Source organism: Bradyrhizobium sp., assembly GCF_035309285.1.
Classification (GTDB): domain Bacteria; phylum Pseudomonadota; class Alphaproteobacteria; order Rhizobiales; family Xanthobacteraceae; genus Bradyrhizobium.
Window position 1 is genome coordinate 1 of the sequence record NZ_DATGFH010000179.1, and the last position, 12624, is coordinate 12624.

12 protein-coding genes are annotated in these 12624 nt (G+C 64.7%); 5 read left to right on the forward strand and 7 right to left on the reverse strand.

The window, feature by feature from the left end; all coding sequences use genetic code 11:
• Positions 1-797, reverse strand: a 797-nt coding sequence (locus VKR55_RS32635) for an amidohydrolase family protein (protein WP_324409524.1), incomplete at its 3' end; no start/stop codon positions are given.
• 193 nt (positions 798-990) lie between these two features.
• Here VKR55_RS32635 and VKR55_RS32640 point away from each other — a divergent pair.
• Both VKR55_RS32640 and bluB read left to right on the forward strand, forming a co-directional pair.
• Entirely contained in the window at positions 991-1764 is a 774-nt protein-coding gene (locus VKR55_RS32640; protein WP_324409525.1) for a ferredoxin--NADP reductase, read from the forward strand.
• Between the two features lie 204 nt (positions 1765-1968).
• Positions 1969-2628 carry a 5,6-dimethylbenzimidazole synthase gene (gene bluB, locus VKR55_RS32645; RefSeq protein ID WP_324409526.1) on the forward strand — a complete coding sequence of 220 codons (660 nt, stop codon included), beginning with the start codon at positions 1969-1971 and terminating at the stop codon, positions 2626-2628.
• A 6-nt stretch (positions 2629-2634) separates the two neighbouring features.
• Here bluB and VKR55_RS32650 read toward each other — a convergent pair whose 3' ends face one another.
• Positions 2635-3486: a VOC family protein gene (locus tag VKR55_RS32650; RefSeq protein WP_324409527.1), complete on the reverse strand. Its 852-nt coding sequence runs from the start codon at positions 3484-3486 to the stop codon at positions 2635-2637.
• Positions 3487-3667: 181 nt separating this feature from the next.
• On the opposite strand from VKR55_RS32650, the gene VKR55_RS32655 reads away from it, so the two are divergent.
• Positions 3668-4081 (forward strand): DUF3830 family protein, encoded by a 414-nt coding sequence (locus tag VKR55_RS32655; RefSeq protein ID WP_324409528.1) that lies wholly within the window; start codon positions 3668-3670, stop codon positions 4079-4081.
• 29 nt (positions 4082-4110) lie between these two features.
• On the opposite strand, the gene VKR55_RS32660 is transcribed toward VKR55_RS32655, so the two are convergent.
• Genes VKR55_RS32660 through VKR55_RS32680 form a run of 5 tightly spaced genes read right to left on the reverse strand, consistent with a single transcriptional unit; the run spans position 4111 to position 9484 of the window.
• Entirely contained in the window at positions 4111-5646 is a 1536-nt protein-coding gene (locus VKR55_RS32660; protein ID WP_324409529.1) for an ABC transporter ATP-binding protein, read from the reverse strand.
• The gene (gene biuH / locus VKR55_RS32665; RefSeq protein ID WP_324409530.1) at positions 5643-6326 is read right to left on the reverse strand and encodes a biuret amidohydrolase; all 684 of its coding nucleotides are present in this window, start codon (positions 6324-6326) and stop codon (positions 5643-5645) included. The genes VKR55_RS32660 and biuH overlap by 4 nt, the downstream gene beginning before the upstream one ends.
• A gap of 14 nt (positions 6327-6340) precedes the next feature.
• Complete coding sequence (locus VKR55_RS32670; RefSeq protein ID WP_324409531.1) at positions 6341-7267, reverse strand: ABC transporter permease; 927 nt, start codon at positions 7265-7267, stop codon at positions 6341-6343.
• Between the two features lies 1 nt (position 7268).
• Positions 7269-8378: an ABC transporter permease gene (locus tag VKR55_RS32675; protein ID WP_324409532.1), complete on the reverse strand. Its 1110-nt coding sequence runs from the start codon at positions 8376-8378 to the stop codon at positions 7269-7271.
• A complete protein-coding gene (locus tag VKR55_RS32680) occupies positions 8375-9484 on the reverse strand; it encodes a BMP family ABC transporter substrate-binding protein (protein ID WP_324409533.1) in 1110 nt (369 codons plus the stop codon). Before VKR55_RS32680 ends, VKR55_RS32675 begins: the two co-directional genes overlap by 4 nt.
• 393 nt (positions 9485-9877) lie before the next feature.
• Between VKR55_RS32680 and VKR55_RS32685 the strand changes: the two genes are divergently transcribed.
• Positions 9878-11140 carry an allantoate amidohydrolase gene (locus tag VKR55_RS32685; RefSeq protein ID WP_324409591.1) on the forward strand — a complete coding sequence of 421 codons (1263 nt, stop codon included), beginning with the start codon at positions 9878-9880 and terminating at the stop codon, positions 11138-11140.
• 247 nt (positions 11141-11387) lie between these two features.
• Positions 11388-12611: an MFS transporter gene (locus VKR55_RS32690; protein WP_324409534.1), complete on the forward strand. Its 1224-nt coding sequence runs from the start codon at positions 11388-11390 to the stop codon at positions 12609-12611.
• Positions 12612-12624: the final 13 nt, after the last annotated feature.

The window sequence follows — 12624 nt, forward strand, 5'->3', positions numbered from 1 at the left end:
AGCGCGGAGCGCTCGTTGCCGTTGTGAACCAGCTCCAGCCCGCGCTTGCAGCCCTCGCAGATGCAGCGGATCTGGTCGTCGGGCAGGGCGGTGTGGCCGCCATTGATGTGGCCGACCACGTCGGTGTCGGCTTCGAGTACCACGTCCTTGTCGATCAGGCCGGAGCCGGGGATCGATGGCCCGCCGGTGTGGATCGTGCTCTGGATGCCATATTTGCGCGCCCAGCCGACCATCTTGCGGGCGGTCGGGCCGTCCTTGACACCGCCGAGGCCGACTTCGCCGAGCAGCTTGACGCCGGCGGCCGCCAATTCCCTGAAATCATCCTCGACCATTTCGCATTCGATCACCGGCGCGCCGGCATGAACCTTCACACCGCCCGGGCGCAGCGTCCAGAACGCGCGCTGCGCGAAGATCGCCATCGCCTTCAACCCGACGACATCGCGGGGACGGCCGGGCATGTGCACTTCACCGGCGGAGATCATGGTGGTGACGCCGCCGTGGAGATAGCTGTCGATCCAGTTGGTCTGGTTCTGCCGCGGCGTCCAGTCACCGGCCACGGGATGGACATGGCTGTCGATCAGGCCGGGCGCGACCGTGGTGCCATGGGCATCGACGATGATGGTGGCGCCCTCGGTGTTGACGTCCTTGGCGCGGCCGATGCCCGTGATCTTGCCGTTCTCGGCGACGATGGTGTCGGCGTCCAGGATCGGCTTCTCCAGGGCGCCCGACAGCATGAGGCCGATGTTGCGGATCACGAGCTTGCTCGGGCCGGTGGCCTGGGGTGCATCATGCGCCATGGGATGTTCCTTCCGTTGAAATCGCTCATGAATTTGATCCGGCTTGACCTTCGGATCAAGCTGGATTATTCATTTGTACACGAATGATCGTATACGAATGAATTGGCCGGTCAACCGGATCAGGGACGGGCATGATCCGGAAAAGTGGGCACCGGTTTTCCGGAAAGATCATGCCCGAAATCAGGTAATGGCGATGAGCAATTTCAACCAGGAAAGCGTCCTGAGCGTGCACCACTGGACCGACACGCTGTTCTCCTTCACCACCACGCGCGATCCGTCGTTCCGCTTCCGCAACGGCGAGTTCACCATGATCGGGCTCAAGGTCGGCGAGCGGCCGCTGCTGCGCGCCTACAGCGTCGCCAGCGCCAATTACGAGGACAGGCTCGAGTTTTTCTCGATCAAGGTGCCGGATGGCCCGCTTACCTCGCGCCTTCAGCACCTGAAGGAAGGCGACGAGATCATTGTCAGCCGCAAGGCGACCGGCACGCTCGTGATCGACAATCTCGAGGACGGCCGCAATCTCTATCTCGTCGGCACCGGCACGGGCCTGGCACCATTTCTCAGCGTGATCAAGGATCCCGAGACCTACGATCGCTTCGAGAAGGTCGTGCTGCTGCACGGCTGTCGCCGCGTCAAGGAATTGGCCTATGGCGAGATGATCACCGAGAAGCTGCCGAACGATGAATTGATCGGCGAGACGGTGAACAACCAGCTCATCTATTATCCGACCGTGACACGCGATCCCTTCCGCAACCGCGGCCGCATCACCGACCTCATCACCTCAGGCAAGCTGTTTGCCGACATCGGACTGCCGGCAATCGAGCCCGCGCATGACCGCGTCATGATCTGCGGCAGCCCTGCGCTGGTGCAGGACACGCGCGCGCTGTTGAACGCGAGGGGTTTCATCGAGGGCAATCACGGCGAACCCGCGCAGTTCGTGGTCGAGAAGGCTTTTGCCGAGCGCTGAATTCTCCTCCCCAGCGCCGTGCATTCACTGGGCGTGATGGCCGATCGCCATCACGCTCTTTCTTTTTTGGGATAGCCGCCATGGGAGACGGCCGAATCCGGCCCAAGCGCCGGCGATAGAAGGAAGCCGACCCCCTGATTTTGCCCTTTCGGCTGGGCGCCTATCCTGTTAGGCCCTGTTGTTGCCACCGAGGCCCACCAGCGCTTGACCACCGACACCGCCCATCAGCCGCCGCATTTTGATGCCGCCTTCAGGGAGCGGTTTTCGGACCTCGTGCGCTGGCGGCGCGACGTGCGGCGGTTCCGCACCAATCCTGTTCCGCAAACTCTCATCGGCAAGCTCCTGGCGCTGGCTTCGCACGCGCCCTCGGTGGGGTTGAGCCAGCCTTGGCGCTTTGTGCTGGTCGAGACGCCGGCGCGGCGCGCTGCGATCGCCGAGAATTTCGCGCGCGCCAATGACGCGGCGCTGAACGGCTACGCGGGCGAACGGCAGGCATGCTATGCGCGGCTGAAGCTCGAGGGACTAAAACAGGCGCCGGTGCATCTCGTCGCCTGCGCCGACGAGACGACACCCCAGGGACATGGCCTCGGCCGCCAGACCATGCCCGAGACCATCCGCTATTCGGTGGTCGCCGCGATCCAGACCCTGTGGCTTGCCGCGCGCGCGGAAGGGCTCGGCGTCGGCTGGGTCTCGATCCTCGATCCCGATGCCGCACGGGCCACGCTCGATCTGCCGGACGGCTGGACCTTCATCGCCTATCTCTGCCTCGGCTGGCCCGAAGAGGAGCACGAAGATCCCGAGCTCGAGCGCCATGGCTGGGAGCAACGGAGCCGCGAAACGTCCGCCACGCCGCTGCGACGGTGAGCGACGCTAGGCCTTGACGAAGGCGAGCAGCACGCCGTTGGCATCCGCAGGTGGCACGCAAACAGCGGCACCGCTGCGGACGCCGTTTGAGCCGAGTGCTTTCTCCGCTGCATCGAGATCAGCCGCGATCACAAGACCTGCTGCGCCGCGATCGGGTAGGCCCGCCAGCGAGACACTCGGATAGCGCGCAGCCAACTGTTGCAGCGTCATGAAGACAAAGTCCGCGCGATCCCCGCCCGACGGAACCGCCACGGCACCGTCTGCCTCCTTGCGCGAATCCCGATCGATCAGCTTTGCGAGATGCGCCGCTTCCCTGGCGGGATCGGGTGCGACCAGCAGTACCTGCTTCAGGCGTTTCGCGCCGTTGGCGTGATGCATCAGCTCCGGAATCCACACGGCCTCGCGGGTCTTGTGCTGACAGGCGAAGATGCGCATGCCGGCGGGTGCCTCGGCGACCGGCCACTGGAAGGTGCGGAATTTTGCCGCCGATATGGTGCCGTCGGGCATCGTCACCGGCCGCTCGAAATCGGTCGGGCCGGTCGGGATAAGCCCGCGCGCGCGGATTTCCTCGACGCCTGCCGCCGAGTCGATCGCCGTGAAAGCCACGCGCTCGATGCCCTCACGCTTCTCCAGCATTGCGCGCGCCGGCGCGTTATGCTCGGTCGGCGCAAGCACGCCGAGCAGCTCGAGATAATCGGGATCGAGCATCATGGTGTAGTTGCCCGTTCCCATATGTGCGCTGTGCGTGCCGCGCGGCGATATAGTGAAGCCGAGACGTTTCCAATTCTCGGCGGCCCTGTCGAGATTTCTCACCATGATGACGGCATGGTCGATGCCGATGACGTTTTTCAATGCCACGCTCTGGTTTCCTGAAGTGCTCGTCGGCGTTCAAGGTAACCAGATCGATCGGCGACATGCAACGGCCGTGCAGCATTGCAGGGTCTTCGCCGAGCGCCGGATTGCGCCCGATTGGCCTTGCTTCCGCAACAGCGGACTGTCATGGATATCAGATCGTTCCTTGACTCCACGAGAAAGCTATATGAGCCAACTGATCATCCGCGCCGGTGAGTTCACCTTCGGAGCCCGCTTCGAGGCGGAGCTGGCGCCGAAAACCTGCGCCGCCTTCAAGAAGGCGATGCCGTTCGTGAGCAAGGTAATTCATGTGCGCTGGAGCGGGGAGGGCGTCTGGATGCCGCTCGGCGATCTCGATTTCGGCGTCTCTTACGAGAACCACACCAGCTATCCGGCGCCCGGCCAGATCATCCTCTATCCCGGCGGCATCAGCGAGACCGAGATTTTGCTCGCCTATGGCGGCGTGCATTTCGCGAGCAAGATGGGCCAGCTCGCCGGCAACCATTTCATCACGCTCACCTCGGGCCTGGAAAACCTGACGACGCTCGGCAAGACCGTCCTGTGGAAGGGCGCCCAGGACATCCGCTTCGAGATGGCGTGATGGTCGGCTCGTGATCTCCGCCGGTCGCGCTATCGATGCCCCGCCATGTGGCGGCCGATTTCGGTGAGGTCGGCTTCGCTGGCTCGCGCTTCGTAGACGAACTGGCCGTGGAACATCACGACCAGACGGTCGGACAACTCCAGGAGTTCGTCCAGGTCCTCGCTGACAAGCAGCACCGCCGCGCCGCGGTTGCGCGCGGCCATGATCTCGGCGTGGATCTGCGCCACCGCCGAGAAATCGAGCCCGAAGCAGGGGTTGGCGGCGATCAAGACCTCGACATCGCCGCCGAGCTCGCGCGCCAGCACCGTGCGCTGGACGTTGCCGCCTGACAGTGCCGAGATCGGCGTCTCCGGCGAGCGGGTCTTGATCTTGTAGCGGCTGATCTTCTTCTCGGCATGCTCGCGGAAGGCAGAGCGGTTGAGCCACCAGCTGCCGCTTGCGAACGGCGCGCGGTCGAATTCGCGGAGCGCGATGTTGTCGGCGACGCTCATGCCGCCGACGCAAGCGTTCTTCAGGGGCTCCTCCGGCAATAGCGACATCCTGTGGCGGCGCATCTCCTCGCGTCGCGCATGATAGGGATCGCCGGCGACGCGAATCTCACCGCTCTCGGCCTCGCGCTGGCCCGCCAGCACTTCGACGAGCTGCCGCTGGCCGTTGCCGGAGACGCCGGCGATGCCGACGATCTCGCCGCCGCGCACCGACAGCGAGACGTCGTGCACGGCGACCGCGCCGGCGTCGTCTAGCGCACGGAGTTTCGATAGCTCCAGACGCACGCCGCCGGCCTCGCCCGAGCGCGGCGGCTGGATGGTCAGTTGCTCCGCGCCGATCATCGCGCGCGCCATGGCATCCCGCGTGAGGTCTTTCACGAGACCCTTGCCGACAAGCTTGCCCCGTCGCAGGATGGTGACTTCGTCGGCGAAGGCCATCACCTCGCGGAACTTGTGCGTGATCATCAGGATGGTCAATTCGCCCTCGACCACCATGGTGCGGAGCATGCCCAGCACTTCGTCGGCTTCGTCCGGCGTCAGCACCGAGGTCGGCTCATCCAGGATCAGAAAGCGGCGCTTGAGATAGAGCTGTTTCAGGATTTCACACTTCTGCCGCTCGCCGGCGGAGATGTCGGCTACCTTGGCGTCGAGCGGAACCCGGAACGGCATTCGCGCCAGGAACGCCTCCAGCGCCTTTTTCTCCTTCGTCCAATCGACCACAGCCGGCACGTCGTCGCGCGCCAGTACAAGATTTTCTGCGACGGTCATCGCAGGGACCAGCGTGAAATGCTGATAGACCATGCTCAGCCCCAGCGCGTGCGCATCCTTGGGATTGGAGATGGACTGCTCGCGGCCGCCGACAACGATGGCGCCTTCGCTCGCGTGGTAGTAGCCCATGATGCATTTCACGAGCGTCGATTTGCCTGCGCCGTTCTCTCCCAACAGCGCATGGAAGGTGCCGGGGCGCACCTTCAGCCCGACATTGTCGAGCGCAAGGAAATCGCCGAAGCGCATGGTCATGGCGATGGCTTCGACGCCGAAGGCGCCGGAGAGCGCGAGCTCTTCGCCGACGATCACGCGATCGCTCCGATCAGATCGGCGGATTTCGCCACCGCGCCAAACACGCCGCCCTGCATCTTGACCATCTTGATGGCATGGTCGTGGTTGCCCTTGTCGGTCGCGCCGCAGCAGTCCTCGAGCAGCACGCATTCGAAGCCGCGGTCGTTGGCCTCGCGCATGGTGGTGTGAACGCAGACGTCGGTGGTGATACCGGTCAGCACGATGTTGTCGATGCCGCGCAGGCGCAGCATCAGCTCGAGATCGGTCGCGCAGAACGAGCCCTTGCCAGGCTTGTCGATGATCGGCTCGCCGGGTAGCGGCGCGAGATCGGGGATGATCTCCCAGCCGGGCTCGCCGCGCACCAGAATACGCCCGCAGGGGCCGGGATCGCCGATGCCGGCGCCGATTTGCCGCGAGCGCCAGCGCTTGTTGGCGGGAAGATCGGCGAGGTCAGGGCGATGACCCTCGCGGGTGTGGATGATGTGGTAGCCCTTCTCGCGCATGGTCGCCAGCACGCGCTTGATCGGCTCGATCGGCGCGCGCGTCAATGACAGGTCGTAACCCATCTTGTCGACATAGCCGCCGACGCCGCAGAAGTCGGTCTGCATGTCGATGATGATGAGCGCGGTGTTTTGGGGGCGGAGATCGCCGTTATAGGGCCAGGCATAGGGCTCGGACTTGATGGTGCGCTCGGACATGGTCTGAAGCCTCGTTATCGCGTGATCGAAAGTTCGGCCGGCGCCCCGGTCAGCGTGCGCTTGGGCGAGCAGGTGATGATCATGATCAAAAGCGTCAGGATATAGGGCGCGGCGTTGAAGAGATGATAGCCGGCGGTGACGCCGACCGATTGCAGCGCGGGCCCGAGCGCGGCGGCGCCACCGAAGGCGAGCGAGGCCCACAGGCAGAGCATCGGGTCCCAGCGCGCGAAGATCACGAGCGCGACGGCGGTGATGCCCTGTCCTGAGGAGAGTCCCTCGTTCCAGCTTCCGGGATAGAACAGCGACAAAAACGAGCCGCCGATGCCGGCGAGAAAGCCGCCGACCATGGTCGCGCGCAGTCGGATCAAGAGCACCGAATGTCCCATCGCGCGCGCGGCGTCCGCGCTTTCGCCGGCGGTGCGGATCAGCAGGCCCCAGCGCGTGGTGCGGAAGGCCCAATAGAGCAGGGGCGCGAGCGCGACGCCGATCAGGAACAGCACGTTGATGCGAAGCGCGGCGCGCAGCTGCGGAATATCGCTCCAGAAGCCGAAATCGATCGCGGGCAATCTTGGTGCAGTGGGCTCGATCAGCGGCTTGCCGAGATAGAAGGCGAGCCCGGTGCCGAACAGCATCAGCGCGATGCCCACCGCAATGTCATTGACCCGCGGCAGCGAGCAGATGCCAGCGTGCAGCGCGCCCAACAGCGCGCCGGTGATGCCGGCCGCGAGCACGCCGAGCCAGGGCGAGCCCGACAGATACGAGGTGCCGTAGGCGCCCATCGCGCCCATCACAAGCGTGCCTTCGAGGCCGAGATTGATGCGGCCGGAGCGCTCGGTGATGCATTCGCCGAGACTCACGAACAGGAATGGCGTGGAGACACGGATGGCGCCGCCGAACACGGCGAGCGGCACGGTCCAGAGTCCGATCGAGGGATCCGCCATGTCAAGACTTGCCTTTCAGAAAGCCGATCCGCCCGTACACGGCATCGCTTGCGAGCACGAAGACGAAGATGATGCCTTGCAGCACCAGCACGGAAGCGTCGGGCAGGTCGAGGCGGCGTTGCAGGAGGCCGCCGCTTGCGCTGATGCCGCCGAGCAGGACCGCGACCGGAATGACGGCAAGCGGATTCTGCCGCGCGAGGAACGCGACCAGGATGCCGGTAAAGCCATAGCCGACCGCGAGGTTGGCGTTGGCGCGGCCCTGGACGGCGGCGACTTCCACCATGCCGGCGAGCCCTGCGCAAGCGCCGGCGAGGAAGCAGATGGTGAGGACCAGCTTGCCGACAGAAAGCCCGACGATCTTCGCCGCGCGCAGATTGCCGCCCGCGACGCGCGCGGCGAAGCCGAAGGTGGTGTGATAGATCAGGATGTAGGAAGCGACGGCCGCGATCAGGCCGAACACCAGCCCCCAATGAATCTCTGTGCCGGGGATCGAGCCGATCATGTTGGCCGCGCCGATCTCGCGCGTCGACGGCTTGTTTAGGCTTGCGGGATCGCGCATCACGCCCTCGACGAGCTGATTGAGAATCGCAAGCGCGATGTAGACGAGGAGCAGGCTCGAGATCGTCTCGTTGACCCCGCGATATTGCCTCAAAGCCCCGGAGAGCATGATCCACAGGCCGCCGCCGATCATGCCGGCCGCAGCCATCGCGAGCTGCACCGCAAGCGGCGGCGCCCATGGCATGGCGAGCGCAATGGATGTGGCGGACAGGGCGCCGATCAAGAGCGCGCCTTCGCCGCCGATGATCACCATGCCGAGCTGCGCCGGTAATGCCGTGCACAGCGCGGTCAGGATCAAGGGTGCGGCGCGGGTCAGCGTGTTCTGCCAGGAGAACCAGGTGCCGAACGCGCCGTAATACATGTAGAAATAGAGGTCGAGCGGGTTTTTGCCGAACAGCGCGACAAAGATGCCGAAGACCATGAGCGCGCCGGCGAGCGCCGCGCCCGGAATCAGGATGTATTCGATTGAAGTGCCATGACGCTGAAGGAATCCGGCGTCAGCGGCCGGCGCAACCGCGACCGCCTCCGCCGATTCCACCGCGTCAGCGCTCACGAAGTCGCTCCGATCACGCCGTCGACCAGATAATCCATCTTTTCGAGCTCGGGATCCTTCTGGCTGCGATCGGTGCCGGCCGCGATCACGGTCTTGCCCTTGTTGTCGACCAGCGGGCCCTTGAAGATGGTGTAGCCGTCGGCCATGAACTTCGCCTTGACCGCATCGGCGTGCTTGCGCGCCTCAGCAGACACGGCGTCGCCATAGGGCGAGACCTTGACGATCTCTTCCTTGAGGCCGCCGCGATAGAAGTTCGGGATGCCTTCGCCCGAGGTGATCATCTTGACGAATTTCGGATAGAGCGCTTCCCAGTTCCATTCTGCGCCGGTGAGATAGGCTTTTGGCGCGAGCGGCGACTGGTTGACGTGATAACCGCACACCAAAGCGCCGCGGCGCGCCGCGTTCTCGACCACGGTCTTCGGTCCGTCGACATGGCAGGTGATCACATCGATGCCCTGGTCGATCAGGCTGTTGGTAGCCTCGGCCTCCTTGACCGGCATCGACCAGTCGCCGGTGAAGATCACCTGCGTGGTCGCCTTCGGGTTCGCAAGCCTGGCGCCGAGCGTGAACGCGTTGATGTTGCGCAGCACCTGCGGGATCCGCTTCGCCGCGACGAAGCCGAGCTTGCCGCTCTTGGTCGAGTAGCCAGCAACGATGCCGGAGATATATTGGGCTTCGTCGATATAGCCGAAATAGCTGCCGGCGTTCTTCGGGTCCTTGTCGGTCCACAGTCCGCCGCAATGCTCGAAGTGGATTTTCGGATATTTGGCGGCCATCTTGAGCACGTGCGGATTGTAGTAACCGAACGAGGTCGGAAACAGCAGCGTCGCACCGTCGAGATTGATCATCGATTCCATCGTTTTCTCGACGGCCTCGGTCTCCGGCACCTTCTCTTCCTCGACCACCTTCAATCCCGGCAGCTTCTTCAGCGCGGCCGCGCCTTGCGCGTGCGCCTGGTTGTAGCCGTAGTCGTCGCGCGAGCCGACATAGATGAAGCCGATCGTGGTGTCTGCAGCCGCCGCCTCGCGTACGCTGAGCGCCGAGCCGAGTGTCAGCACAGCACCTCCCTGCAACAGACGCCGTCGTGAAATCCTGCCCAAATCCATTGCTTGCTCCCTTCAAGCGCGGTCACCCGCCGCTGTCTCCCGTCTTCGCCCGGATGGGCGGAGCCCGACCCGCATTGTCGCAAGCTTCGTGCCAGAGATTTTCGGTGGACGATGATAGCTTAAGGCGTTGATATGATTTGGCTTATTGAGAGGGCGGTGAGCCGGCTGAATTTCGAGCAATCGCATCTCTGATTAAAAAATGAGCATAACTTTCGTATTGTATGCAAGCGAGATGAGCATTGCTGGGCCGCCGTTTTCACTTTCGAGGCCGTGCCCCGAGGGGCGCGAACGGTTGGCAGTCGACTTCGCGCGCGGCTGCGCCTATTCGCAAAGCTTGGGCCGTAGCGAACTTGTATCGACGAGCAGTGGCTGCACCTGGAAGGCATGAACGAGATGAGTGTGGGAACGGCTGGCCAGCACAACATTTCGCTCGGTGAGGAGATCGTCGGCCGGATCAATCAGCTCGCCGCGATCTCCGAAACGCCGGAACATCTCGCACGCATCTTTCTCACGCCCGAGCATCGCGCGGCGGCCGATCTGATCCTGAGCTGGATGCGTGAGGCCGGCATGCACGCGCATCTCGATGCCATCGGCAATGTCTGCGGCCGTTATGAGGGCAATTTACCCGATCTGCCGTGCCTGATGCTCGGCTCGCACTACGACACCGTGCGCGACGCCGGCAAATGGGACGGGCCGCTCGGCGTAATCACGGCGATTGCTTGCGTCGCGGATTTGAACCGGCGCGGCAGGCGACTGCCCTATGCGATCGAGATCACCGGCTTTGCCGACGAGGAGGGCGTGCGCTTTGCATCCACGCTGCTCGGCAGCCGCGCGGTCGCAGGCACCTTCGACGCGAGCGTGCTTGATGGCCGCGACCGCGACGGCATCTCGATGCGCGAGGCGCTCACGAATTTCGGGCTCGATCCCGACCAGATCGGCAGAGCCGCGCGGACACGGCGCGAATTGCTCGCCTATCTCGAGCTGCATATCGAGCAGGGCCCGGTGCTGGAAGCGCAAAATCTTGCCGTCGGCGTCGTCACCGCAATCGCCGGCGCGACGCGGATGGCGGCGCGGCTCACCGGCATGGCGGGACACGCCGGCACGGTGCCCATGGCGCTCCGCCGCGATGCGCTCACGGGTGCGGCCGAATGCATCACGGCAATCGAGGAGACCTGCCGCGCCGATCCGAACGGCCTCGTCGGCACCGTCGGCTCTATTCATGCGGCGCCCGGCGCCACCAATGTCATTCCGGGCCAGGTCTCCTTCACCATCGACATCCGCGCGCCGACCGACACTCATCGCAAGCGCGCGGTCGCCGATATCGTGCAACGGGTCGAGGCGATCGCCAGGCGCCGGAATCTCGCGTTGCGGCTTGACGTCACCCACGAAAACCGCACCGTGCCCTGCGCGGCCTGGCTCAAGTCGCAGATCGCGGAGGCGATCGCAGGTGAGGCATTCTCTTTGTTCGAGCTGCCGAGCGGAGCAGGGCATGACGGCATGGCGATGGTCGATATCGCCGATGTCGCCATGATCTTCGTACGCTGCCGCGGTGGCATCAGCCATCACCCTGACGAGCATGTCGAGCTCGCCGACGCCGACGCCGGCGCGCGGGTGCTGTTGCGGGTGATCGAGAATTTCAGGCCGAGGGACACTTAGTTCGTCATTCCGAAGCAGCCGGGAACGGCGGCGAAACTTGCTGACCCCGCCATTGCGTCCACGAGCTCATTGTCCGCCGGCACCGAGAGCGCCAGCACGACGGCGCGAATTCGACTTGCCCGGGAGCGATTGTCGATCTAGCCTGCGCACACGGGGAAGTGCAGACTCCCCTTTAGACGGCCCGCCGTTCAAGCTCTGCGCGACGCTCGAACCATCGAGGGATTGCGCGTGAACCAAGGCCGGCCCGATGTCTTCTGAAACTGGTTCGAAACCCGCCACCGGCATGCCGCTTGTCGCGCTGCTTTATCTCGCGCGGGGCCTGCGCGGATTTGGCGACGGCTTTGCCATTATCGTGCTGCCGGCCTATATGACCGCGCTCGGCTATGACGCCGCGGCGGTCGGCATTGTCGCGACTGCTTCGCTTCTGGGTACCGCGGTCCTGACACTCGGGGTCGGCTGGATTGCGCCGCGGCACGATCTGCGGGCCCTTCTCATCTTCGGCGCGGGCCTGATGGCGGCGACGGGACTGGCGTTCCCCAACGTCGAGCATATCGCGCTGATTACGCTGGTTGCTTTCATCGGCACCGTCAATCCCTCCGCCGGCGATCTCGGCGTGCTGGTGCCGCTTGAGCATGCGGTGCTGGCGAGGAGCGCAACCGACGCGCGACGCACGCAGGTCTTCGCGCGCTATAGCCTGATCGGCGCGCTCTCGACGGCGGCGGGATCGCTGGCCACGTCCGTGCCGGACGTGCTGGTTGCGCATGGTACGACCCGGCTCGCCGCGTTCCGCCTGATGTTCTATGCCTATGCCGCGCTCGGGGCAGCCGGCGCACTGCTCTATCGCAACGTGCCGCACGCGGTGGGTGAGACGAAAGCGCCGGTCGCGCCACTCGGGCCGTCGCGCAACACCGTCTACAAGCTCGCCGCGCTGTTTTCCATTGACGCCTTTGCCGGCGGCTTCGTCGCCCAGTCGTTGCTCGTGCTGTGGCTGTTCGAGCGCTTCGATCTCTCGCTGTCGGCGGCGGGACTGTTCTTCTTCTGGTCCAGCACGCTTGCCGCTTTCTCCTATCCGGTCGCGGCCTGGATTGCCAAACGCGCCGGCCTCGTCAACACCATGGTGTTCACCCACATCCCGTCCAGCCTGTTTTTGATTCTGGCGGCATTCGCCCCCAACCTCTATCTCGCGCTCGGCCTGCTGCTGCTCCGCGCCGCGCTGTCGCAGATGGACGTGCCGACGCGCACTTCTTACGTCATGGCGGTGGTGACGCCGGCGGAGCGGCCTGCGGCCGCGAGCGTCACCGCCGTGCCGCGCAGCCTTGCGTCGTCGATCAGCCCCGCGATCTCGGGCGTGCTGCTCACGACGGCCTTCTCCGGTCTGCCGCTGGTGGTATGCGGCACGCTCAAGATCGCTTATGACCTGGCGCTCTTGTTCTCGTTCCGCCACGTCAGGCCCCCGGAAGAGCAGGGGTGAAGCGCGCGAGGCA